This window comes from Mesorhizobium sp. WSM4819 (genome assembly GCF_055811215.1).
Map to the genome: position 1 here is coordinate 20,134 of NZ_JBVVQO010000028.1, position 23,774 is coordinate 43,907.

At 62.6% G+C, this 23,774-nt stretch carries 26 protein-coding genes; 17 read left to right on the forward strand and 9 right to left on the reverse strand.

The window, feature by feature from the left end:
• The first annotated feature begins 84 nt into the window (after positions 1 to 84).
• The 8 genes from AC0L18_RS22415 (at position 85) to AC0L18_RS22450 (ending at position 7,257) form a co-directional block, all read left to right on the forward strand.
• Positions 85 to 1,236: a cupin domain-containing protein gene (locus AC0L18_RS22415; protein ID WP_287193486.1), complete on the forward strand. Its 1,152-nt coding sequence runs from the start codon at positions 85 to 87 to the stop codon at positions 1,234 to 1,236.
• Positions 1,237 to 1,308: 72 nt separating this feature from the next.
• A complete protein-coding gene (locus AC0L18_RS22420) occupies positions 1,309 to 2,442 on the forward strand; it encodes an LVIVD repeat-containing protein (RefSeq protein WP_473494233.1) in 1,134 nt (377 codons plus the stop codon).
• Between the two features lie 9 nt (positions 2,443 to 2,451).
• The gene (locus AC0L18_RS22425) at positions 2,452 to 2,859 is read left to right on the forward strand and encodes a RidA family protein (protein WP_027154168.1); all 408 of its coding nucleotides are present in this window, start codon (positions 2,452 to 2,454) and stop codon (positions 2,857 to 2,859) included.
• Between the two features lie 25 nt (positions 2,860 to 2,884).
• Positions 2,885 to 3,505, forward strand: a complete 621-nt coding sequence (locus tag AC0L18_RS22430; protein WP_473494234.1) for a glutathione S-transferase family protein — start codon at positions 2,885 to 2,887, stop codon at positions 3,503 to 3,505.
• Positions 3,505 to 4,434, forward strand: coding sequence for a 5-formyl-3-hydroxy-2-methylpyridine 4-carboxylate 5-dehydrogenase (gene fhmpcd1 / locus AC0L18_RS22435; protein ID WP_353839983.1), 930 nt, complete (start codon positions 3,505 to 3,507; stop codon positions 4,432 to 4,434). Before AC0L18_RS22430 ends, fhmpcd1 begins: the two co-directional genes overlap by 1 nt.
• Positions 4,435 to 4,558: 124 nt before the next feature.
• Positions 4,559 to 5,401 carry an ABC transporter ATP-binding protein gene (locus AC0L18_RS22440; RefSeq protein ID WP_473494235.1) on the forward strand — a complete coding sequence of 281 codons (843 nt, stop codon included), beginning with the start codon at positions 4,559 to 4,561 and terminating at the stop codon, positions 5,399 to 5,401.
• Positions 5,398 to 6,213: an ABC transporter permease gene (locus AC0L18_RS22445; protein WP_027154172.1), complete on the forward strand. Its 816-nt coding sequence runs from the start codon at positions 5,398 to 5,400 to the stop codon at positions 6,211 to 6,213. Before AC0L18_RS22440 ends, AC0L18_RS22445 begins: the two co-directional genes overlap by 4 nt.
• Before the next feature lie 33 nt (positions 6,214 to 6,246).
• Complete coding sequence (locus AC0L18_RS22450) at positions 6,247 to 7,257, forward strand: ABC transporter substrate-binding protein (RefSeq protein ID WP_128168455.1); 1,011 nt, start codon at positions 6,247 to 6,249, stop codon at positions 7,255 to 7,257.
• A 39-nt stretch (positions 7,258 to 7,296) separates the two neighbouring features.
• Here AC0L18_RS22450 and AC0L18_RS22455 read toward each other — a convergent pair whose 3' ends face one another.
• On the reverse strand, positions 7,297 to 7,716 hold the full coding sequence (locus AC0L18_RS22455; protein ID WP_473494236.1) for a hypothetical protein: 420 nt from the start codon (positions 7,714 to 7,716) through the stop codon (positions 7,297 to 7,299).
• A gap of 103 nt (positions 7,717 to 7,819) precedes the next feature.
• Here AC0L18_RS22455 and AC0L18_RS22460 point away from each other — a divergent pair, with 103 nt between their 5' ends.
• From AC0L18_RS22460 to AC0L18_RS22495, 8 genes are all read left to right on the forward strand, one after another.
• Positions 7,820 to 8,848, forward strand: a complete 1,029-nt coding sequence (locus AC0L18_RS22460; RefSeq protein ID WP_128173179.1) for a putative B6 ABC transporter substrate-binding protein — start codon at positions 7,820 to 7,822, stop codon at positions 8,846 to 8,848.
• A gap of 79 nt (positions 8,849 to 8,927) precedes the next feature.
• Positions 8,928 to 10,496, forward strand: a complete 1,569-nt coding sequence (locus tag AC0L18_RS22465) for a putative B6 ABC transporter ATP-binding protein (RefSeq protein WP_473494237.1) — start codon at positions 8,928 to 8,930, stop codon at positions 10,494 to 10,496.
• A complete protein-coding gene (locus AC0L18_RS22470) occupies positions 10,493 to 11,590 on the forward strand; it encodes a putative B6 ABC transporter permease subunit 2 (RefSeq protein WP_473494238.1) in 1,098 nt (365 codons plus the stop codon). The genes AC0L18_RS22465 and AC0L18_RS22470 overlap by 4 nt, the downstream gene beginning before the upstream one ends.
• Positions 11,591 to 11,594: 4 nt before the next feature.
• The gene (locus tag AC0L18_RS22475) at positions 11,595 to 12,530 is read left to right on the forward strand and encodes a putative B6 ABC transporter permease subunit 1 (RefSeq protein WP_473494239.1); all 936 of its coding nucleotides are present in this window, start codon (positions 11,595 to 11,597) and stop codon (positions 12,528 to 12,530) included.
• Between the two features lie 48 nt (positions 12,531 to 12,578).
• A complete protein-coding gene (gene pldA, locus AC0L18_RS22480; RefSeq protein WP_091591383.1) occupies positions 12,579 to 13,385 on the forward strand; it encodes a 4-pyridoxolactonase in 807 nt (268 codons plus the stop codon).
• A gap of 26 nt (positions 13,386 to 13,411) precedes the next feature.
• A complete protein-coding gene (gene ppaT, locus AC0L18_RS22485) occupies positions 13,412 to 14,590 on the forward strand; it encodes a pyridoxamine--pyruvate transaminase (RefSeq protein ID WP_473494240.1) in 1,179 nt (392 codons plus the stop codon).
• 31 nt (positions 14,591 to 14,621) lie between these two features.
• Positions 14,622 to 15,368 (forward strand): pyridoxal 4-dehydrogenase, SDR-type, encoded by a 747-nt coding sequence (gene pldH / locus AC0L18_RS22490; RefSeq protein ID WP_023798256.1) that lies wholly within the window; start codon positions 14,622 to 14,624, stop codon positions 15,366 to 15,368.
• A 101-nt stretch (positions 15,369 to 15,469) separates the two neighbouring features.
• Entirely contained in the window at positions 15,470 to 15,871 is a 402-nt protein-coding gene (locus AC0L18_RS22495; protein WP_473494241.1) for a hypothetical protein, read from the forward strand.
• 13 nt (positions 15,872 to 15,884) lie between these two features.
• On the opposite strand, the gene AC0L18_RS22500 is transcribed toward AC0L18_RS22495, so the two are convergent.
• From AC0L18_RS22500 to AC0L18_RS22520, 5 genes are all read right to left on the reverse strand, one after another.
• Positions 15,885 to 17,129, reverse strand: a complete 1,245-nt coding sequence (locus tag AC0L18_RS22500; protein WP_473494242.1) for a multidrug effflux MFS transporter — start codon at positions 17,127 to 17,129, stop codon at positions 15,885 to 15,887.
• 110 nt (positions 17,130 to 17,239) lie between these two features.
• Positions 17,240 to 17,575: a Grx4 family monothiol glutaredoxin gene (grxD, locus tag AC0L18_RS22505; protein WP_023798253.1), complete on the reverse strand. Its 336-nt coding sequence runs from the start codon at positions 17,573 to 17,575 to the stop codon at positions 17,240 to 17,242.
• 174 nt (positions 17,576 to 17,749) lie between these two features.
• Positions 17,750 to 17,983: a BolA/IbaG family iron-sulfur metabolism protein gene (locus AC0L18_RS22510; protein ID WP_023798252.1), complete on the reverse strand. Its 234-nt coding sequence runs from the start codon at positions 17,981 to 17,983 to the stop codon at positions 17,750 to 17,752.
• A gap of 80 nt (positions 17,984 to 18,063) precedes the next feature.
• A complete protein-coding gene (gene purL, locus AC0L18_RS22515) occupies positions 18,064 to 20,304 on the reverse strand; it encodes a phosphoribosylformylglycinamidine synthase subunit PurL (RefSeq protein WP_473494243.1) in 2,241 nt (746 codons plus the stop codon).
• A 293-nt stretch (positions 20,305 to 20,597) separates the two neighbouring features.
• On the reverse strand, positions 20,598 to 22,010 hold the full coding sequence (locus tag AC0L18_RS22520; protein WP_473494244.1) for an aminotransferase-like domain-containing protein: 1,413 nt from the start codon (positions 22,008 to 22,010) through the stop codon (positions 20,598 to 20,600).
• Between the two features lie 93 nt (positions 22,011 to 22,103).
• Here AC0L18_RS22520 and AC0L18_RS22525 point away from each other — a divergent pair, with 93 nt between their 5' ends.
• Positions 22,104 to 22,349, forward strand: a complete 246-nt coding sequence (locus tag AC0L18_RS22525; RefSeq protein WP_473494245.1) for a DUF1127 domain-containing protein — start codon at positions 22,104 to 22,106, stop codon at positions 22,347 to 22,349.
• 39 nt (positions 22,350 to 22,388) lie between these two features.
• On the opposite strand, the gene AC0L18_RS22530 is transcribed toward AC0L18_RS22525, so the two are convergent.
• From AC0L18_RS22530 to AC0L18_RS22540, 3 genes are read right to left on the reverse strand one after another with little or no spacing between them, the layout of a single operon-like run.
• Positions 22,389 to 22,805 (reverse strand): hypothetical protein, encoded by a 417-nt coding sequence (locus AC0L18_RS22530; RefSeq protein WP_287221121.1) that lies wholly within the window; start codon positions 22,803 to 22,805, stop codon positions 22,389 to 22,391.
• A 45-nt stretch (positions 22,806 to 22,850) separates the two neighbouring features.
• Positions 22,851 to 23,519 (reverse strand): phosphoribosylformylglycinamidine synthase subunit PurQ, encoded by a 669-nt coding sequence (gene purQ, locus AC0L18_RS22535; RefSeq protein ID WP_023798248.1) that lies wholly within the window; start codon positions 23,517 to 23,519, stop codon positions 22,851 to 22,853.
• Entirely contained in the window at positions 23,516 to 23,770 is a 255-nt protein-coding gene (locus AC0L18_RS22540; RefSeq protein WP_091591367.1) for a hypothetical protein, read from the reverse strand. The genes purQ and AC0L18_RS22540 overlap by 4 nt, the downstream gene beginning before the upstream one ends.
• Positions 23,771 to 23,774 lie beyond the last annotated feature (4 nt).

The window sequence follows — 23,774 nt, forward strand, 5'->3', positions numbered from 1 at the left end:
CAGTTTTGGGATTGTCCAGAAAAACCAATCCGAATACGGTTGAGTTGGTTAAACACATTTTCTTCGTGAAGAGAGGTGTCAGAGATGTCCTTGGCGCAACCGGCAGACCTTACCGTCACCAACAAGAAGGCAGCGCTGAAGGGCCTTTATGACGCCCTCTACGAAAAGAATATGTTCCCGTTCTGGGCGACGTCGGAAGGCGTCGATCACGACGAGATCAAGCAGCTCATGGCGACCTCGAAGGCGATCCCCTTCGTCTGGTCCTATGCCGATATCGAGCCGCTGCTGCAGCGCGCCGCCGAACTGGTGACCATGGACGACAGCGAGCGCCGGTCGCTGATCTTGGTCAATCCGGGGCTCGCGCCCAAGCGCGCCTCGGTCAGCACCATGTACACCGCCTATCGCCTGAATGATCCGGACGAGATCATGCCGCCGCACAAGCATTCGCCGAGCGCCATACGTTTTGGCCTGACCGGCAAGGGCAATTTTACCGGCGTCGAGGGCGAGGACGTGGTTTTCGGCCCCGGCGACATGGTGCTGACGCCGAACGACGCCTGGCACAATCACGGCACGGTCGGCGGCGAACAGGCGGTCAACCTTTCGGTACTCGACCTGCCGCTGGTCGAGACGCTGCACGCCGTGCATTTCGATCACAAATACACCGAGATGGTCGACGGCAAGGAAGTCGAGAAGAAGGTGCAGACCGCGCGTTTTCCGAGCGATTATTCGCAGCGAATCTATGGCGAGGGCGGCCTGATGCCGCGCTTCGTCGACCACAAGCGCGGCGGTGGCCTGTCGTCGCCGATGTATGTCTATCGCTGGGAAAAGATGGAAGCGATCCTCGACGCGCACAAGGATTGGGACGGCGATCCGCATGAAGGCATCGTCATCGACTATGTCGACCCCACCACCGGCGGCCCGGTCTTCCGCACGATCAACTTCTACGTGCAGATGTTGCGGCCGGGCGAAAAGACGCTGCCGCAGCGCGAGACCGCCAGCCTGCTGTTGGCGCCTTTCCGCGGCAATGGCCATTCGATGATCGACGGCAAGCGCTACGACTGGAACCAGTTCGACACGATCGCCATACCGGGCGGTTGCTGGGTCGAGCATGTCAATGGCTCCTCGACCGAGCCGGTCATCTTTTTCGGCGCGACCGATGCGCCGACACAGAAGGCGCTGCTGCTCTACAAACGCTGGGGCCGCAACCAGGCCGGCGATCTGCTCCGCATCGTCTAGTTTGCAGCGGAAACCGTCCGCGCCGCCATAATGGCGCGGACATCGAACGAGACGGTTCAGCAGCAAGGGCGGATGCATTTGGTTTCGGCGTTCAACACAAAGCAGATCGGCCATGTCGACTGTCCGGGCGGTGGTCAGGTCTGGGTCGACGGCAACATTCTCTATATCGGCCACATGCGTCCGCCGAGCGGCACGACGCTTGTCGACATTTCCGATCCGCGCAATCCCAGGAAGGTCGCGACGATCGACGTTCCGCCCGGCTGGCACTCGCACAAGGTGCGCGCCCAGGACGGTCTGATGATCATCAACCACGAGCGCTTCGGCAATGCGGGCCCGGCCGATTTCGGCGGTGGCCTGGCGCTCTACGACACGACCCGACCGGCGGAGCCGAGGCTGATCTCGAAGTGGATAACCGGCGGCCATGGCGTGCATCGCTACGACTATGACGGCCGCTACGCCTATATCTCGCCGACCGCCGACGGCTATGTCGGCAACATCGTGATGATCCTAGACCTGATCGATCCGGTAAATCCGGTGGAAATCGGCCGCTGGTGGATACCGGGGCAATGGACCGGCGGCGGCGAGGAGTATCCGTGGCATGATTACGTCACGCCGCGCTGCCACCATCCGTTGCGCATGGGCGACCGGCTCTATGTCAGCTACTGGCATCACGGCCTGTTCATCCTCGACATTTCCGACATTTCGACGCCGAAGCTTGTCTCGCATGTCAATTCGAGCCCGAGCTTCCCGCATCCCACGCACACATGCCTGCCGATCCCGCAGCCGCTCAAGGGCCGCAACATCATGGTGGTGGCGGACGAGGATGTCGCCAAGCTCCGACCTTCGCCGCCGGCCTTCACCTGGATCTACGACATCACCGACGAAACGAACCCGCTGCCGATCTCGACCTTCCAGGTGCCTGGCCTCGACCCGGATGGCGAACCACAACCGCCAATGACCGGCTGCCATCAGCCTTCCGAGCGGTTCAAGGGCACCGTCATTCCGTTTGCATGGTTCGCCCAGGGGCTGCGGCTGGTCGACATCGCCGACCCGTTCGCACCCAAGGAGGTCGGCCATTTCGTGCCCGATACGCCTGAGGGCGCCGAGCGATCGTCTTCCAACGACGTCACCGTCGACGATCGCGGCATCGTCTACCTCATCGACCGCGTCCGTGGCGTCGATATCATCGAAACCAGCGTTCTCTAGGGGGATAGGTTGAGCGACAGCACGCGAAAATCCGCCAGCCACTACGCCATTGGCAAGAAGAATCCGAACCTGCCGTTTCATCCGGCGGTGCGTGCCGGCGATTTCATTTTCGTCTCCGGCCAGGTGCCGAAGGACGAGAACAACAACATGATCAGCGGCACGATCGAGGAAGAGACGCTGGCGACGCTGAGGACCATCGCGCGCGTCATTGCCGATGAGGGCGCAACGCTCTCCGATGTCGTGCGGATCACCACCTATCTCGAGGATACGCGCGACTTCGGCCGCTACAACAAGGCGTTTCTCGAAGGGATCGGCGACGCGGTGCTGGCGCGCACAACGGTGGAGGCAAAGGCCGTCATCAACACCAAGATCGAAATGGACGCTATCGTCTACAAGCCGCTGCCGGCCGGCAAGTAGGCAACGACACAATCGAGGAGATGATATGTACAAGCTCTTAGGCCGCCAGACATCGGGCAACGTTCAAAAGGTGCTCTTCATGCTCGAAGAGCTTGGCGCGCCATACAAGCGCGAAGATTACGGCCGCCAGTTCGAAAACACCCAGACGGCCGAATACAAGGCGCTTAATCCGACGTCGAAAGTCCCGACGCTGGTCGACGGCGACACCGTGATCTGGGAGTCCAACACCATCCTGCGCTATCTCGCGGCATCCGGCGGTGAGCGGCTGAATGGCGCCACCCCTGCGGAAAAGACCGAGGTCGAGCGCTGGATGGATTTTCTGCTGGCGGCGGTCAATCCTGGCTATATGGCTGCCTTCAAGGGCGCCAAGCTGACGCCAGAGGAACAGACCGCCGAATACGAGGAACAGGTCAAGGACCTGGTGGCGCAGCTCAAGATCGTCGACGGGCATCTGGCCGGCAAGGAATTCCTGGCGCTGGGAAAGCTGACCATTGCCGACATCGCCTGCGCACCGATCCTGAAACGCTGCATCGACTTCAAGATTGACCGGCCGTCGCTGCCCAATCTCGAGCGCTGGGTCGCCGCAATCGCCGCTCGTCCAGCCTTCAAGGCGGCAATCGCTGCGGCTCCCGCAAGGGCCGCATGATGATCAAGCGCGCCGCTCTCATCGGACTGGGAACGATGGGTCCGGGCATCGCCGCGCGGCTTTCGCGCGGCGGGCTCGACGTGGCGGCGTACGATGTTTCCGATGTCGCGGTCGAACGCGCCCGCGGCACGCTCGACATCGCCGGCGGGGTTCTGGACCGTCTCGACATCAAGGTGCCGGCAACGGGCGCCGGCACGGTGCGCTTCGTCCGCACCATCGCCGAGGCCGTCGATGGGGCGGAACTGGTCATCGAGAATGTGCCTGAGAATATCGACACCAAGGCCGAAACCTATCGCGCCATCGACCCGCTGATCGGCTCTTCGGTGATCGTCGCCTCGGACACGTCGGGTATTCCGATCACCAAGCTGCAGGCCCATATCTCGCACCCCGAGAGGATGGTCGGCATGCACTGGTCGAACCCGCCCCACATCATCCCAATGATCGAGGTGATCGGCGGCGAGAAGACCGCGCCCGAAACGGTGGCGACGATACGCGACCTGATCCGCTCGATCGGGCTGTTGCCGGTGGTCGTGAAGAAAGACGTTCCCGGATTCGTCGAAAATCGCGTGCTTTATGCGCTGCTGCGTGAAGCGGTGGATCTGGTCGAGCGCGGCGTCATCGAACCGGAGGATCTCGACACCTGCGTATCCTGGGGCATCGGCTACAAGATCGCCGTCATCGGGCCAATGGCGCTGCTCGATATGGCCGGCCTCGATATCTACAAATCCGTCTCTTCGTTCCTGAACGCCGATCTCTCCAATCGGGATGATGTGGCGCCGATGGTGCTGGAGAAGACCGGTGCATCGAAGTTCGGCATCAAGTCGGGCGAGGGCATGTTCTCCTACACGCCCGAACAGATAAGGGCGCTGCAAGGCGAACGGGCGCGCAAGCTGGTCGCGGTGCGCCGCATCCTTGAGGGCCGGGAGTAGCCGATGGCACGAGTTAGGCATGAGGCTGGCCATGCCGGGGACTTCACCCGGTTGGCCGTTCATGCGGACTGTGCCATCAAGACAGCGCTGCTGCCGCCAATCACGATGCATGGGGTGATCGACCATGCAGGTTGAAACCATTCGACCCGCCGGCGGCCGACCGACCCACATGCGCCACGACGACCTCATTTCCGCCAAAGGCGTTTCGGTGGTCATGGGCGCGGATCGGGACCGCCAGCTGATCCTCAGGGATATAGACCTTGCAGTTCCGCAAGGCTCGTTCGTTTCCCTGATCGGCCCTTCGGGTTGCGGCAAGAGTACGCTGCTCAAAGTGCTGGCTGGGTTGGTAAATCCGAGCAGCGGCAGCGTCTCGGTTGCCGGCGTTTCGCCAGGCGAAGCGGCGCGCAAGCGGATGATCGGTCTGGTCTTTCAGGATGCCAATCTGCTGCCGTGGAAAAACGCCGTTGACAATGCCTCGATGCTGCTCGGCATCGCCGACAAATCGATGTCGCGCTCGGCGCTGCGGGCGCGTGGACAGGAAATGCTGGACCTGGTGGGACTTGGCGATGCCGCCCACAAGCGCCCAAACGAACTGTCTGGCGGCATGCGGCAGCGGGTTGCCATCGCCCGGGCTTTGGCGCTCGATCCGGCGGTCTTGCTGATGGACGAGCCGTTTGGCGCCCTTGACGCGATCACCCGCGATTCGATGGGCCAGTCGCTGCTGGAGATCTGGCAGCGGACCGGCAAGACGATCGTCTTCGTGACGCATTCGATCGACGAAGCCATTCAGTTGTCGCGCCAGGTTCATGTGCTGGGAATCAAACCGGGGCGCATTACCCAGAGCCTGGACATTCCGCTGCCTTATCCGCGCGACGCTTCCGTGACCGAAGTCCCCGAGTTCGTCAGGCTGGTGCTTCAGCTTCGAACGATGCTGCGCTCCAGTCATCAGCCGGGAGGCGCGACGTGAGCAGGCAACCCCTCATGAATGTCTCATCGCCGCAACCGGTTTCCGGCTGGGACGCGGCAACAAGCAGCTGGCTTCCGGCGGCTATCCTTCTGCTGGTGACGATCGTGTTGTGGGAAGCCGCGGTGCGGATATTCTCGATATCTTCCTTTATCGTTCCTGCCCCATCCGAGATTGCGAAATCGCTGGTCGCGCAGTGGGGCACTCTCATGCAGGCGACGGTGGTCACGGCAGGCGAAATCCTGTTTGGCTTTCTTGTCTCGGTCATAGTCGGCATTGCGCTTGCTCTCGTCATCGTGCGCTTCGATTGGCTGGGCCGCGCGCTCTACCCGCTCGTCGTGCTGTTCCAGAATGTGCCGAAGGTCGCGCTGGCGCCGATCTTCATCCTCTGGTTCGGTTATGGGCTCGCTCCCAAAATCGGTCTGATTCTGGTCATCGCCTTCTTCCCGGTGACGCTGTCGATGCTGGCCGGCATGCAATCGGTCGACCGTTCGCTTCTGTCGCTGATGAATTCGGTCGGCGCCAGCCCGACCCAGATCCTGTTCAGGATCCGTGTCCCCCACTCGCTTCCGAGCCTGATGGCCGGGACCAAGATAGCCGCGACCCTGAGCGTGATCGGCGCCATCGTCGGCGAATTTGCCGGAGCCTCGGACGGGCTCGGCTACGTCATCCAATTCGCGTCGACCCAACTCGACACGGCCCTTGTCTTCGCGGCGCTGCTGCTGGTTTCAGTGCTCGGCATCGCCTTCTACTACGCAGCCGAAATTCTTGAACGTGTCGTGGTGCCGTGGGCGCCGAAATTCAGCCAAGCCTAGGATCTTTCGAACAACCAAACAAGGGAACAGACAATGCTGAGACGCTCTCTTATCAAGGCAGCCACCTTTGCGGCGTTTGTCGGCGCGCTTGGGTTCTCGAACGCGGCGCTGGCGGCGGACACGGTCAACGTCCAGCTCGACTGGGTGGTGCGCGGCAATCACGCCATGTTCTTTGTCGGCAAGGAAAAAGGCTTCTTCGCCAAGAACGACATCGATGTGAGCGAGGTCCGCAAAGGGTCCGGCTCGCCGGACGCCATGCGGCTGGTGGGCAACGGCAACGCTGAATTCGGCTTCGGCGATCTTCCCACGCTCGCCGTGGCAAGGTCGCAGAATGTTCCCGTCGTGGCGCTCGCGGCGGTCAACCAGCAGTCGCCGCTGGGCATTATTTCGCTCGCCAAGACGCTTAAGCTGACCAAGCCTTCAGACCTCAAGGGCCTGACCATCGGGATCCACCCGGCGGGCTCCACCTACATTTTCTTCAGGGGCTTCCTGGCTGCCAACGGCATGAGCGAGAAGGACATGACGCTCAACAGCGTCTCGCCGCCTTACGAAAGCTACCTGCTGCTCGGACGGGTCCAGACGGTCGTCGGTTATCTCGACGCCGAAGTGCCAGAACTTGAAGCCAAGGCTGGCGGACCAGGGTCGCTGAGCATCATGCTCGGCGCGGATCACGGGTGGAAGGCCTATGGCTCGGGACTGTTCACCTCTGAAGCGATGATCAAGGACAATGCCGATGTCGTGCGCCGCTTCGTGAAGGCCTACAGGGAGGCTTTCGACTATGTCGCGGCCCATCCGGAAGAAGCTGCCGAAATCACCGCCAAGGCCGTTCCTGGCTATGCGGAGAAGAAGGATGTGCTGCTGGCCCAGCTCAAGGCCGACATAGCTTCGACGTTCAACAGCCCGGCGACGAAGGAACACGGCCTCGGCTGGATGACGAAGACCCAATGGGAAGAGACCTTGAAGACGCTGACGGATCAGGGCGTGCTCAAAACGGCACTGTCGGCCGACGACGTCTTCACCGACAAATTCCTGGCGGCAGAGTGAAGGTCGGGGGCGGTGTCTGACCTGGCAAAAAGCGAGCGTCTACCGGCAGACCAGGCTGTCGTCCGCTCTGCTACAGGTGACGGCCATTTGCCCCTTTCTTGCACTGGTCCGGTCGAGCACGATTTGCACGCGCGTGGCGTATGCTTGTCTGGCGAGGCCGCACCACAGCCGCTCGACGGGCAGGTTTTCGCGCTTGTCGTTGAGGATCGCAAATGTCCCGGTTTCTGGATCGAACCACAGCTCGACACGGGCGCTCTTGCCAGGCGCCGCGGTGGCGATCGTGGCCGAATACCAGTGGGCGAAGTCTGCATTGCAGGAAAGCGCCTCACGCCCCGCATTCGAGATCGTCAGCGGCACCGGATCGAGCCCTTCGGTGCCGGTTCGCACAGTGATGTGCCGCAATTCAACCGCGTTGGCGAACGATGTGAACGCCAGAATTATCGGAAGAATGTATCGCACAACCACCTTGCCTGAACTCCGTGTGGAATTGTTCAGGCAGTCTACCTCGCTTTTGCGCAATAACAATAAGAATATCTTGGGTCAACCGAACAGAGAGGGTAACATGTCTAAGTTCCTGAAGGGTAGCGTAAGCGCTGTTATATTAAGCGGCCTCTTGCTGGGTAATGCACTTGCCGCCGAAGTCAAGTCCATTGCCATCCTGACGCCGGAAGAAGGCACCGATTATGGCTGGAACCAGCAAGGCATCGACGCTGCCAAGGCAGCGGCGAAAGCTGCCGGTGTCGAGATAGTGACGGCGCAGGGGCTCGGCTATGGCGACGTGCGCCCGACATTGCGCGAACTGGCAGCCGACGGCGCCAGCCTGTTGATTGCCCATGCCAGCGGGTACAACACCGCGGCTCCCGAAATCGCCAAGGAAACCAAGGTGCCAGTGGCGATCGTCGACACGCCGACCGGCCTGGAGGCCGGGCTCGTCGCAGACTACACGCTGAGCGGTCACGAAGGCGCGTACCTTGCCGGCCGTCTCGCCGCCAAGATGTCGCGTTCCAAGTCGGTCGGCATCGTCGTGTCCGGCGAGCCTCCGTCGTGGAACTCGCAGTCGGCGGCGTTCGCGCAAGGTGTGAAGGCCGAGAACCCGGACGTCAAGGTCACCTATGCGGTGATCGGACCCGCCGCCTACAGCGATGCGGCCGGCGGCAAGCGCGTTACCGAAAGCGTGATCGCATCGGGCGCCGACATCATCTTTGGCCAGGGCAACGGCTCGAGCTTCGGCATGCTGCAGGCGGTCGAGACGACCAAGGCCGGCGATGGCGGCAAGGTCTATTTCATCGACGTCATCGGCGACAAGACGCCGATCGACAAAGGCTTCCTGCTGTCGTCGGTGGTTTGGAACATCGAGCCGGTCTATGCGGCGATGATCGCCGACCTCAAGGCCGACACGTTCGGCACCAAGAGCTACTCGATCGGCCTCAAGGACGATTCGGTCAAGCTTCTGAAAACCGCTGCGATCCCGGACAATGTATGGGCGGAGATCCAGGCGCTGCGCGAGGACATCGTTTCCGGCAAGACCAAGGTCGATCCGGTCTATGATGCAGCAGCCGTCAGGGCGCTGATGACCAGCGTTGCCCAGTAAGGCGCTTCAATGCACGCTTCCGGAGGGGTGACAATTCACCCCTCCGGACCGATTTCATGTTTTCAAGGCCTTGGCTTTCATGAGTAGTGGGTCCTCATTGTCGGTCGACAAGCACGACATCGTCGCGCTTGAAGGCGTGACCAAACGGTTTCCCGGCGTCGTCGCCAACGACAGCGTCGATCTGGCGATCCGTCCGGGTGAAGTGCATGTGCTGCTCGGTGAAAACGGCGCCGGAAAATCCACCTTGATCGGCATGCTGTCCGGCCTGCAGCAGCCGGACGAGGGCCGCATATTGGTCGACGGCGAGCCTATCGCGATCACCTCGCCGCGCCATGCGCTGGCGCTCGGCATCGGAACCGTATTCCAGCACATGATGCTGGTGCCGACGCTGACGGTCGCGCAAAACCTGTTGCTCGGCGGCCCGTGGTGGCAGCGGCCCAAGACCGAGGAACTGGAAGCGCGCGTCGCCGAAATCACCAGGGCGCTCGGTATCACGGTCAAGCTGCATGCCAAGGTGTCGGAACTCTCGCTCGGCGAACAGCAGCAGGTCGAGATCCTGCGCGCGATGGTGCGCAACAGCCGGATTCTGATCCTCGACGAGTCGACCTCGATGCTGACGCCGAAAGGCATCGATGAGCTGGGAGCGCTGATGCGCCGCCTTGTCGAACAGGGGCTGGCAATCGTCCTCATCACCCACAAGCTCAAGGAGGCGGCGGCCTTCGGCGATCGAATCTCGGTGCTGAAACTCGGCCGCAAGGTCGGCGAAATTCCTCCCGAGCGGTTTCGGGCGCTAGGCGAGCAGGCGATCGTTTCGGAGATCGTCGAATTGATGTTCGGCAAGCAGAAACACGACCCGGAAGCGTCCGAGCGTCCGGTTCGCACCATTCACGCCGGAGCGGCTCCGCTGCTTCAGGTCCATGAACTCGCGGTCGCACCGACAGACGACGCGCCGGGCCTGTTATCGATTTCGTTCGACATCCGTCCAGGCGAGCTGCTGGGCATCGCTGGTATCGACGGCAATGGCCAGAAGCAACTGGCGGAGGCGCTGGCCGGCCAGCGGGCGACGGTGAGCGGTTCGGTGCGGCTGCAGGGCACGTCCATCGAGGCGCTGAGCGTCGGCGAACGCCGTGAGCGAGGCCTTCGCTACCTGACCGACGATCGGCTCGGCGAGGGCACGGTCGGGACTTTTCCGGTCTCGATCAATTTCTTCCTCAAGCAGGTCGGCGCCGCTCCCTTCTGGCGCAACGGCGTCGAGCAGCGCGCTGAAATCGACAAGCGCGCCGCTCAGCTCGTCCGCGAATACGACGTGCGCACGCCCAGCCTGAAAACGCCGGTCGCCCGACTCTCCGGGGGCAATATCCAGAAGGTGCTGCTGGCGCGCGAACTCGCCGAAGGCGCAAAAGTGGTGATCTTCAACAAGCCGACCTATGGCCTCGATCTCGCCAATACATTGGCTTCGCGCCAGCGAATCCGCGATACGGCGGCACGCGGCCTTGCCGTGCTGCTCATCTCCACCGACCTGGAGGAGTTGCTCAGCATGTGCGACCGCATCGCCGTCATCTCGAACGGCTCGCTGGTCGGCACGGTCGAGAATGTCGGCGATGCCCGCTCCAAGATCGGTCGCTTGATGATCGGACTTGCCGCATGAGCATCGACACCGTCCCAGCCGCCGGCGCAACCGCACTCGATGCCACGGCCGCTGTGGTCACGCGCCGCGATATCCAGCATCGGCTGCTGATGACCATCGGCCCTATACTGGCCGCGCTTATCATCGCCGGCTGCATCCTGCTTGCCGTCGGCGTCGACCCGTTTGCATATTATGGCTTTGTGCTCGAGAGAGGGCTTTTGTCGCCGCTCGGCATCCAGCAGACGCTGACGCGCATGGCGCCGCTGCTGTTTCTTGCCGCCGGCCTGATCGTGGCCTTTCGCGCCGGCATGTGGAATCTCGGCGGCGATGGCCAGTTCCTGCTCGGCGCGGTAACGGCCGCCGCCAGCGCTCCGGTTTTCGTGGAAGTCATGCCTGCCTGGCTGGCGCTAATCTGCTCGTTCGTCATCGCCATGGCGGTTGCGATGCTCTGGTCGCTGGTGCCAGCCCTTTTGCGGGCCTATCAGGGCGTCAACGAGATCATCACCACGCTGATGATGACGTTCCTGGGCACCTCGCTTGCCAATGTGCTGGTCAAGCTGATGATTCGCGATCCGGGCACGACCGTGCCGCAGACCCGCACCTTGCCGGTCGAGGACCGGCTGCCGCGCCTGTTCGACACGACCATCACCAGCGGCCTGCTTCTGGGACTGGCGGCGATCATCACCGTACATCTGGTGATGACGCGCACGGCCTTCGGCCTGAGGCTGAGGATCGTCGGGGCCAACCCACGCGCGGCCATCCATGCGGGGCTCGGCGTGCCGAAGCTCACCATTGCCGTCTTCGCCATTTCGGCCGGGCTGGCCGGACTTGCCGGCGCTGTCGATATCCTCGGCGTCCAAGGTAACGTCCGCGCCGACTGGAACCCCGCTTATGGGCTGGCGGTCATTCCCGTCGTGTTCCTCGCCCGCATGAACGGCTTTGCCGCCATCGGTTTCGTGTTCCTGCTTTCGGTGCTGTCGATCGGCGGGGAGAGCGCGGCCCGCCGCCTCGGCGTGCCCAATCATTTCACGCTGGTGCTGGTCTCCATCGTGCTGATCGTGCTCGCGCTCGCCGAATACGTCGATCACCGCTACAATCAGTCGCGGAGGGCCTGAAGTTATGACCGGGCTGTTCAGCGAAGTCTTTCTCAGCGCGCTTTTGTTTGGCGCCGTCACCGCGGCGATCCCGCTGCTGCTGGCTGGCCTCGGCGAACAGATGTCCGAAAAGGCCGGCGTGCTCAATATCGGCATCGAAGGCATGATGCTGGCCGGCGCCTATCTCGGCTTCGTCGGCGCCTTCTATTCCGGATCGCTGTGGCTGGGCTTTCTCACCGGCGCCGGCGGCGGTATCGCCGTGGCGCTGGTCATGGCGCTGCTTTGCGTGCGCATCGGCTTGAACCAGATCGTCACCGGCATAGCGCTGACATTGGGACTTGAAGGCCTGACGGCGCTGCTCCACCATTTCCAGTTTTCGCGCAGCTATCCCCGCCTGCCAGCGGTGGATGTGACCGTCATTCCGTTGCTGTCGGGCATTCCGGTGATCGGGCCGGCGTTGTTCAGGCAGCATCTGATCGTCTACCTGGCGGTAGCACTGGTTTTCGCCATGGGCTACATCTATCGGCGCACGCAGCTCGGCCTGAACCTGCAGGCGGCGGGCGACAAGCCGGCCGCGCTTGACGTCGCCGGCATCGACGTCGCACGAACCCGCACCATCGCCGTGCTGACGACTGGAGCGCTGGCAGGGCTTGGCGGCGCCTTTCTCGCCAATGTCGGCGCCGGCCTGTTCATTCCCTTCATCACCAATGGCGCGGGCTTTCTCGGAATCGTGCTGGCCATGCTGGCGCGTGGTCGCCCGGTCTGGGTGCTGTTCGGTGCCTTGTTGTTCGGCGTGTGCCTGTCGCTGATGACAGCCATGCAGGTGGCCGGCATCAACATACCAACCGACGTCATCCAGATGCTGCCGTTCCTGGCGGTGATGATCATGCTGGTTCTGTTCGGCCGGCGGGCCAGCCTGCCGGCAGCGCTCGGCATTCCATACGAGCGCGGCGTGCGCTGATCAGGTTCAGGCGCGGACGGGACCCGCGCCAACAGAGGAGAGAACAAAATGTCGGATACCAAGGTCTACCTGCTCGATGGTGGCTCGCTCGTTCTCGACGGCTATCACGTGTTCTGGAATCGCGGCCCCGGCGGCGAAGTGCGCTTTCCCGTCTATTCGATCCTGATCGAGCATGCCGAGGGCCGGTTTCTCATCGACACCGGCTACGACTACGACCACGTCATGAAGGTGCTGCCTTTCGAAAAGCCGATCCAGGAAAAGCACCAGACCATTCCCGGCGCCTTGGCGCTGCTCGGCCTCGAGCCGAAGGATATCGACGTCGTCGTCAACTCGCATTTCCACTTCGACCATTGCGGCGGCAACAAGTATTTTCCGCATGCCAAGAAGATCTGTCATCGCACCGAGGTGCCGCAGGCCTGCAATCCTCAGCCTTTCGAGCACCTTGGCTATTCGGATCTGAGCTTTTCAGCGGAGGCTGCCGAAGCGCGTGGCGCGACCGCGCAATTGCTGGAGGGCACGACGCGGGCCAACTCGACCTTCGAGGGCATCGACGGCGATGTCGAGCTTGCCAGGGGGGTCAAATTGATCTCGACGCCCGGCCATTCTATCGGCCATTACAGCTTGCTTGTCGAATTTCCCAAGCGCAAGCCGATCATGTTCACCATCGATGCGGCCTACACGCAGAAGAGCCTTGAAACGCTGTGCCAGGCGGCCTTCCATATCGACCCGGTGGCGGGTGTCAACTCGATGCGCAAGGTCAAGAAGCTCGCCGAGGATTATGGGGCCGAGCTGATGTATTCGCACGACATGGAAAACTTCAAGACCTATCGGACCGGCACGCAATTCTACGGCTGACCGCCGCCAACGAAGAGACAAAGACCATGCGCTATCTCGAACACGCCGAACCGGTCATCACGCTCACCGCCGGGCCGGTGAACGCCTATCCCGATGTGCTGCGCGGCCTCGGCCGCACCGTGCTCTACGATTACGACCCGGCGTTCCAGCTCTTTTACGAGCGTGTGGTCGACAAGGCGCAGAAGGCGATGCGGCTGTCCAACAAGCCGGTCATTCTGCATGGCGAGCCGGTCCTTGGCCTGGAGGCCGCGGCAGCCTCCCTGATCACGCCCGACGACGTCGTGCTCAACCTTGCCTCGGGCGTCTACGGCAAGGGTTTTGGCTATTGGGCAAAGCGCTATTCGCCGCATCTGCTCGAAATCGAGGTGCCCTATAACGAGGCGATCGACCCGCAGGCGGTTGCGGCAATGCTGGAAGCGCATCCGGAAATCAACATCGTTTCCGTCTGCCATCACGACACGCCGTCGGGCACCGTCAACCCGATCGATGCCATCGGCGCGCTGGTTTCGGGGCATGGCGCCTATCTGATCGTCGACGCCGTTTCGTCCTTCGGCGGCATGAAAACGCATCCGGAGGACTGCAAGGCCGACATTTATGTCACCGGCCCGAACAAATGCCTCGGCGCGCCTCCCGGGCTGACGATGATGGGCGTCAGCGAGCGGGCCTGGGCGAAAATGAAGGCCAATCCACTGGCGCCGCGCGCGTCGATGCTCAGCATCGTCGATTGGGAGCATGCGTGGTCGAAGGACAAGCCGTTTCCGTTCACGCCGTCTGTCGCGGAAGTGAACGGGCTCGACGTCGCGCTCGACCTCTACCTCAATGAGGGACCGGCGGCGGTGTGGGCGCGCCACGCGCTCACCGCCAAGGCCATGCGCGCCGGCGTCGCCGCGATGGGTCTGTCGATCTGGGCGGCCAGCGACATCATCGCATCGCCGACCACGACTGCCGTCCGGACGCCCGAAGGCATCGACGAGGAGGCGCTTCGCCAGGCTGCGCGCGCCCGTTACGGCGTGGTGTTTTCGTCGGGCCGGGGCGAGACATTGGGCAAGTTGACGCGCATCGGCCATATGGGCCCGACCGCCCAGCCGATCTATGCGATCGCGGCGCTGACGGCACTTGGCGGCGCGATGAATGCTTTGGGCGAAAAGCTCGCGGTCGGCAAAGGCATCGACGCGGCGCTCGCCGTTATCGACGCCGACGCCTGAGATGAAGTCACAGATCACATGGAGCACGGAAATGACTGAACGGCTTGCGGGAAAGACCGCCCTGGTTACCGGGGCCGCACAAGGCATCGGCAAGGCGATCGCCGCGCGCTTGGCCGCCGATGGCGCGACCGTCATCGTCAGCGACATCAATGCGGAAGGCGCCGAAGCGGCGGCGGCGGCGATCGGCGCAAAAGCGAAGGCGATCGCCGCTGACATCTCCGATCCGGCATCCGTCAAGGCGCTGTTCGCCGAGATCCAGGCACTGACCGGTGGCATCGATATCCTGGTCAACAACGCCAGCATCGTGCCCTTCGTCGCCTGGGACGATGTCGACCTCGACCATTGGCGCAAGATCATCGACGTCAATCTGACCGGAACCTTCATCGTCAGCCGCGCGGCAACGGACCAGATGCGTGCCGCCGGCAAGGCCGGCCGGGTGATCAGCATCGCCTCCAACAGCTTCTTTGCCGGCACGCCGAACATGGCGGCCTATGTCGCGGCCAAGGGCGGCGTCATCGGCTTCACCAGGGCGCTCGCCACAGAACTCGGCAAATACAACATCACCGCCAACGCGGTGACGCCGGGCCTGATCGAGAGCGATGGGGTCAAGGCGAGCCCGCACAACGAGGCGTTCGGCTTCGTCGAGATGCTGCAGGCTATGAAAGGCAAAGGGCAGCCGGAACATATCGCCGATGTGGTGTCGTTCCTGGCCTCGGATGACGCACGCTGGATCACCGGCCAGACGCTGAACGTCGACGCCGGCATGGTGCGCCACTAAAGCGCCGACGTCTGAAAGGATCCATCCGCAGCGCTGATACTCGATGGAAGCTTTCGTCGATAAATTCGATTACATTTATCGCGCGAAACCGGAGACCCGAGATGAAACCTCGGTCCGCAATTGTCGCCCTTACCCTTGCCCTGGTTGCCGGGCCTGACGCGGCAACATCGCAGGAACGCGGCTGTCGCAATCCCGATCCCATCAACACCATAAACGAGATGTTCTCCGCGATCGTCGCCTGCTGGGAGCCGCCGCCCGGAACCGCGGGCATGACCCTGACGCTGCAGTTCTCAATTCGCCGAAACGGCACACTTATCGGCAAGCCTCGCGCCACCTACTCCCGTCTGGGGGATGATGGCAGCCTCAACCGGGCTTTCGTCGCCTCCGTCCTCGAGGCCCTCGACAAGGCTCTGCCACTGCCGGTTTCGGACAGGATGGGTGGGGCGATCGCAGGGCGTTTGCTGTTCCCTCGCTTCACCGCAGCGAGCGGGGATGAATCCTGAAACGCGCCCGGCCTTAAACCGGCGGGTTCTGCGGCTGGAAGAATTTGCCGCGCTCGGCGATCAGCACCATCACCAATGCGCCAAGCGAAACGCTGCAGAATCCGGCGGCCAAGGGCGTCACCGTGCCGTTGAAGGCTTGGCCGATCAGCGTGCCGAGCACGCCGCCGAGGAAGGTCTGCATGAAGCCCAGAATGGACGACGCCGTCCCGGCCAATTGGCCGAGCGGCTCCATTGCGAGTGCGTTGAAATTCGCGCCGAGTGCGCCGAACGGGACCATCGTGCCGGCAAAGAAGGTGATGAAAAGCCAGAGCGGCATCTTCATCTGGATGGAAACGACCAGCCAGGCGAGGCTGATGGCCAGAAACAAGAGCAGCGCGCTTTGCGACAGGCGGCGCATACCGATGCGGCCGACAAGGCGCGAATTCAAATAGCTCGAAAAGGAGAGCACGCCGGCGATCCCTGCGAAAATCAGCGGGAACATCTCGCCGACGCCGAAGACGTCGACATAGATCTGCTGCGCCGAGTTGATGAAGCCGAACATCGCACCGAAGGCAAAAGTGCTGGCGAAGGCATAGCATAGCGCGATGCGATTGGTCAGCACGATGCGGAAACCGCCAAGGACGGATGATGCCGTCAGCGGCCGGCGATATTCGGGATGCAGCGTTTCGGGCAGCCGCAGCAGCGACCAGGCTGAGACGACCAGTGCGCCTGCCGCCATGGTGATGAAGATCCAGTGCCAGGAGGCAAACAGCATGATGAACTGGCCGATGCCTGGCGCCACCACCGGAATCGCCATGAACACCATGAAGATCAGCGACATCACCTCGGCCATGCGCCGACCGTCGAACGTATCGCGCACGATCGAGACGGCGATGACACGTGTGGCCGCGGCGCCTATGCCTTGCACCACCCGGCACAGGATAAGCGTAGCGAATGTCGGGGCGATCGCCGCCGCACTCGCCGCTGCGACATAGATAACCAGTCCGACGACGAGCGGAGCGCGGCGTCCGAAGCGGTCCGAGATCGGCCCGAAGAAGAGCTGTCCGCCGCCAAAGCCGAGAATGTACGCGGCAATCACATATTGGCGGTGGTTTTCATTTTCCACGCCCAGCGAGGCGCCGATCTGCTGCAGCGCCGGCAGCATGATGTCGATGGCCAGCGAGTTGAGCGCCATCAACGCCGCGCACAGCGCGATGAATTCCCAGCGCGGAATAGGCAAGGTGCTTGCCTGTTGCTGCGCTTCTGCATGCTGATCCACGGCAAAGTCCGATCTTCAAACGAAAAAGCGCCGGCGCACCGGCGCATTCATTCGTCTTGTGCCCCGATACCGGGGAGATAGTCAGCTTGGCGAAGTGCCCTAAATGTTCGTCAGGCGGCGCCTTTGACGCTGACGCCCTTTTCGACGAGGAACGTCTGCAGTTCGCCAGCCTGGAACATCTCACGGACGATGTCGCAACCGCCGACGAACTCACCCTTGACGTAGAGCTGAGGGATCGTCGGCCAGTTGGAGTATTCCTTGATACCTTGCCGCAGCTCGGCCGAGGTCAGCACGTCGACGCCCTTGTAGTCGGCCCCGATATAGTCGAGGATCTGCACGACCTGACCGGAAAATCCGCATTGCGGGAAACCGGGCGTGCCCTTCATGAAGAGAACGACGTCGTTGGCCTTCACTTCGCTGTCGATGTAGTCGTTGATACCGCTCATAGAAAATCCTTTCATGCCCGCGGGAGCCGGGCTCGAAACATTCCCTTTCAAATAAACCCATAGGTTGCCTGAAACAAGACGTTTGCCGCCTTGTCACGCAAATGGCGCAAAGGATGGCCTGGGCCAAGAGCATCGGACGGCTATCTTCCCAAGCCAGCAAAGTCCTAAAAAAGCTTACTCCGGCACGCTGGTCTGCAGTGCGAGCGCGTGCAGCACGCCGCCCATATTGCCCTTCAGCGCGTCATAGACCATCTGATGCTGCTGGACGCGGCTTTTGCCGCGAAAGCTTTCGGCCACCACTTCGGCCGCATAATGGTCGCCGTCGCCGGCCAGGTCGCGAATCGTCACCTTGGCGTCCGGAATGCCTTCCTTGATCAACCGTTCGATGTCGTGCGCGTCCATTGCCATGCGAGGATTCCTTGTTCAGATCTCATAGATATGATCGAAACGGCGGATGAACCACACCGCAACGACCCCGCTCGATCAAATCAGGGGTCCACGACCTCATTTGCCATGAAGCGAGGAAACCAGGATTCGTGGGCAGCGGTCAATTCGCCGACAGCGATCGCCCGCGCCTCGCCGAGTTTCAGGTCGCTGCCGCCGGTCGAGCCGATCCACGGCGCGAAGATGCCGAGCTTGCTCTGCTCTTCGCGAATGGCGTCCCATTCCTCGCTTTGCGGATCGATCGACAGCGTCAAGAGGTAGCGGCCCTGATCCTCGCCGAACCAGACCGGGATCGGGTCGGTCCCGACCAGGCCGGGGACGGTTGCGCCGATGCCGGACGCCATCGCCATCTCGGCCAGCGCGACGGCAATGCCGCCATCGGAAACGTCATGCGCTGATGTGACGACGCCGGAGGCGATCAGAGTGCGTACATGGTCGCCGACGCGCTTTTCGTGGTCGAGGTCGACCGGCGGCGGCGGGCCATCGGTGCGGCCATGGATGTCGCGCATATAGGCCGACTGGGCGAGATGCGTTCCCCACATCGACGGCGCGCCGACCAGCAGGATCATCTGGCCCTCGGCGGCAAAGCCGATCCGCGCCATCTGGGACCAGTCGGCGATCAGTCCGACGCCGCCGATGGTCGGCGTCGGCAAGATGCCTTGCCCGTTGGTTTCGTTGTAGAGCGAGACATTGCCGGAGACGATCGGAAAGCCGAGCGCGCGACAGGCGTCGCCGATGCCTTTCACGGCGCCGACCAACTGGCCCATGATCTCGGGTCGTTCCGGGTTGCCGAAATTGAGGTTGTCGGTGGCCGCGAGCGGCAGCGCGCCGGTGGCGGTAAGATTGCGCCAGCATTCGGCCACCGCCTGCTTGCCGCCCTCGTAAGGGTCGGCCTCGCAATAGCGCGGCGTCACGTCGGAGGAGAAGGCGAGCGCCTTGGTCGGATGGCCCTCGACGCGCACCACGCCGGCATCGCCGCCCGGAAGCTGCAGCGAATTGCCCTGGATCAGCGTGTCGTATTGTTCCCATACCCAGCGGCGCGAGGACAGGTCGGGCCCGCCAAGCAGTTTCAGCAGCGCCTCGGCGACATCCGCTTGCGGTGCATCGCCGGCCGCCATCGGCGCCGGCTTCTTCGGCTCGGTCCAGGGACGGTCATATTCTGGCGCCTGGTCGCCAAGGTCCTTGATCGGCAGATTGGCGACTTCATCGCCCTGGTGCAGCACGCGAAAGCGCAGATCGTCGGTTGTCTTGCCGACGATGGCGAAGTCGAGGCCCCATTTGTGGAAGATCGCCTCGGCTTGCTTTTCCTTTTCGGGGCGCAGCACCATCAGCATGCGCTCCTGGCTCTCCGACAACATCATCTCATAGGCGCTCATGCGCTCCTCGCGCACCGGCACCTTGTCGAGGTCGAGCTCGATGCCGAGGTCGCCCTTGGCGCCCATCTCGACCGCCGAGCAGGTGAGGCCGGCAGCACCCATGTCCTGGATGGCGATGACGGCGCCGGACGCCATCAGTTCGAGGCAGGCTTCGAGCAGGCATTTTTCGGTGAACGGGTCGCCGACCTGAACGGTGGGCCGCTTCTCGTCGATCCTGTCGTCGAATTCGGCCGAGGCCATGGTGGCGCCGCCGACACCGTCGCGGCCGGTCTTGGCGCCGAGATAGACGACCGGCAGGCCGACGCCCTTGGCTTCCGACAGGAAGATCGCATCGGTCTTGGCCAGCCCCGCCGCAAAGGCGTTGACCAGGATGTTGCCATTGTAGCGCGCGTCGAAATTGACTTCCCCGCCGACCGTCGGCACGCCGAAGGAATTGCCGTAGCCGCCGACGCCGGCAACGACGCCGGCAACCAGGTGCCTGGTCCTGGGATGGTTCGGCGCGCCGAAGCGCAGCGCGTTCATTGCCGCGATCGGCCGGGCGCCCATGGTGAAGACATCGCGCAGGATGCCGCCGACGCCGGTCGCCGCACCCTGATAGGGCTCGATGAAGGAGGGATGGTTGTGGCTCTCCATCTTGAAGACGACGCAGTCGCCGTCGCCGATATCGACCACGCCGGCATTCTCGCCCGGGCCCTGGATGACCTGCGGCCCGGTGGTGGGCAGCGTGCGCAGCCACTTTTTCGAGGATTTATACGAGCAGTGCTCGTTCCACATCGCCGAAAAGATGCCGAGCTCGGTAAAGCTCGGCTCGCGCCCGACCAGATCGAGGATGCGCTGATATTCGTCGGGCTTCAGCCCGTGCGCGGCAATGAGTTCCGGAGTGATCGGCACGGAATTGGAAATGGTCATGGGCGTCAATTTATGTCCCTGGGATCGAGCCCCGTCTTATCGCAAGCTTTGCAGCCGATACACCCATCAAGCGACGAAAAACGATGGAAAGCGGTAAGAGACTGTTTTCGAAATTCGCTCTGGCGAGTCACATGGTGGTGGTTTCGAGAACCGGCGCGCAGCGGACATTTAGGTCCGTGAGCACCGGAAGCGCAGAAAACGCTGCCAGATGGCCGCCAGAGTAGAGTTTCCAAACGGTCTCGGTGCAGCAAGTAGCGAAAGATCGCCATTCGGCCCGCCGGTTTCAAGCCGGTTCAGGAGAAACTGTCGTAGCCGGCGCGGCCCTCGTCCAGCAGCCGCCGGATCACGCCGACGCCGCCCGCGATGTCCTCTCGTCGCTCCGGCTGTGAAACGCCAAACCGCACGCCGTGAAAAACCTGCTCGGAACGCCCGGCCTTGAACTCGTCCTCATCGTCGATGAGCACGCCATGTTCGAGACAGGCGTTCTTGAAGGTGCCGGAAAGCCATGGATCAGGCAGGGTGAGCCAGACGAAGGGCACATTGTCTAGTGCGTTGAAGTCGAACCCGGCTAGTGTCTCGCGCACGATCGCCACGCGCGCGTTGATCTCGACGATGCTGCGCTTGCGCATCTCGCTGGCCTGGCCGGACAGAACCAGTCGGCTACACACTTCCGCCAGCAGGAAGGGGAGGCCACCCGTCAGCATCTTGTGAGCGACCCGGATCCGGTGGCGATAGGCCGGCGGACAAGCGAGCCAGCCGCCGCGAACGCCGGCCGCAACCGATTTCGACAGGCCGCCGGCAACGATGGTCCGTTCGGGGGCATATTCGGCCAGGAGCGGCGTCGGGTCGTCGGTCAGATCGCCATAGAGATCGTCCTCGATCAGGATGACATTGTATTCGCGCGCGACGCGCGCGATGGCCTCGCGGCGCGTCGCCGACAGCGTCACCAGTGTGGGGTTCTGTGCCGTCGGCATCAGGAACATCATTTTCGGGTGTTTTTGCGCGCAGACGCGCTCGAAATCCTCTGGATCGAGCCCTTCCGCGTCCGACGTCACCAGCGCGGTGCGGCGACCGATCAGGCCGGCGCTGCGAGAAATCTGCGAATAGGTGAGGTGCTCGAAGACGATATAGTCGCCGGGCGTGGTCAGCGCGGCAATCGCCGCCATAACCGCGGCATGGGTGCCGAGCGTCGGAACGATGCCATCGGGGCTTGGGCGAAACGAATTTCGCGACAGCCAGCTGCAGCCGGCCTCGACCCAGCGGTTGGGAAAATCCCGCGTATAGCTTGAAATCTCGTACGGATGCTCCTGCGCCGTGCGCGAAAGCACATCGGCGACAATGGCGCCCTGGCCGGTATCAGGCGCAGCCGTGCTGTCGAAGCGCAGTTTGCCGCGAGGCGCATCGATATAGCGCGTGCCTTCCACCTGCGGGTCGGGCGCCAGCAGATCGGTCTTGGCATCATGCCGGCCAAGCACATAGGTTCCGCGTCCGACTTCGCCGCTCACCAGGCCCCGCTCGCGCAACAATTGGTAGGCCCTGCCGACCGTGCCGACGGTCGTGCCGATGTCGTATGCCAGATCGCGCTGCGGCGGCAATTTTGCCCCGGCGGCGATCAAGCCACGGTCGACGTCCGTTTCGATGGAATCTGCAAGCCGCTGATAGAGCGGCCCGGAGCCGGTGGAAAGGTCGGGAAGCCAATTTGTCATGGTGACAATTTTCTATATTGCACCGAATTAAGAGTCAATACATATGATTTGCGCGATAAAAGGGTACAATCTCGAAATTTTGGTGGCAAGAAAATGGCTGCAATCGATACAATCCGTTACAAAAGAGCTGAATTGCCCGGAGCGCGCCTGTCAGGCCGGCAAGGCTATGTCCGTCGCCTGGTTCGTATGGTCAGGTCACTCGCAAACCGGATCGACAGCCTGCTGGATCGCCGGCGCAGCCGGCTGGTCTTGCTGGAGATGACCGACGATCAGCTTAGGGATATCGGCATCTCGCGTGCCGACGCCCATCGTGAGGGTCTGAGGCCGTTCTGGGACTGAGAATACGCCGGCTTCGACTGCAGGCAGCGGCTCACTTCCCTATGCAGCCGCACCGCAGGCCGGATTGCCAGCCTGCCAGCGGGCAATGTCAGAACTGATGCGTGCGCCGAGCGGTTCGGCCATCAGCGGACCGTACACGTCCACCCGGCGTGAATTGCCCTGTGCCTGCACGACCAGCAACGGCTTTCCGCCATAATGCTTGACCGGGACCAGCAGGAAGCGCGGCGTGCCGGTGAACGAATTCAGCTCGTTGGCCATCTGATAGGGCTTGAAGGCGGGATCCTTGCTGGCGATCCAGCATTTGTGGGCGGCGATCGCCACCTGTTCCATGGCAAGCAGCGCCGCGCTCTTGCCAGAAGGCGCCGGCGCGTTCTTCGGCTTCGACTGGCAGGAGGCGAGCACAAGGCCGGCGGCGGCGACAAGAGCGAGGCGGGCGATCGTCTGTCTCGGGCTCATGCGGCGCCTATTTCGAATTCGGAAAAAAGATGAACGCTGAAGATATCAAGCGGCGATGCCAAGCGCGCTTTCGAACAGCGCCCGGCCGTCGCTGCCGCCATGCGCCGCTTCGATCAGGTTCTCGGGATGCGGCATCAGGCCGAGCACATTGCCCTGGCCGTTGATGATGCCGGCAATGTCGTTGATCGAGCCGTTGGGATTGGTGCCTTCGGCATAGCGGAACACGACTTGGCCTTCGCCTTCGAGCCTGCGCAGCGTCTCGGCGTCGGCAAAGTAATTGCCGTCATGATGCGCCACCGGCGAGCGGATGATCTGGCCCGGCTGGTAGCGGCGGGTGAACATTGTGTTGGCGTTGGCGATCTGCAGCTTGACCTGTCGGCAGACGAATTTCAGCGACGTGTTGCGCATCAAGGCGCCCGGCAAGAGGCCGGCCTCGACCAGGATCTGGAAGCCGTTGCAGACGCCGATGACCATCACGCCCTTGGCCGCCTTTTCGGCGACCGCCCGCATCACCGGCATGCGCGCCGCAATGGCGCCGCAGCGCAGATAATCGCCGAAGGAGAAGCCGCCGGGAATGGCGATCAGGTCGACGTCGGGGATTTCGGTGTCGGTCTGCCAGACCGTGACCGGCGGCGTTCCCGAAATCTTGGTCAGCGCCGCGATCATGTCGCGGTCACGGTTGAGGCCTGGCAGGAGGACGACGGCTGATTTCATTTCGGTTCGTAAGGCCTCTGGGCTTCGGCAAGCTCGCGCAGGTCTAAGCGGCGTTCAATATGTTCCAGGCGCTCGTCCTGGCGAGCCAGCACGCCATAAATGTTCTTCACGTCGCCCTCGGTGGCGATGAGATGGCCGCGGATAGAGCCAAGCTCGGACTTTACCTCCCCGAGCGTCAAATCCATCCTGTCCAGACGCGACTGAATGGACTTGAGGACTTCAAATATCAAGCTCCCATCAATCTCGGCCATCTGC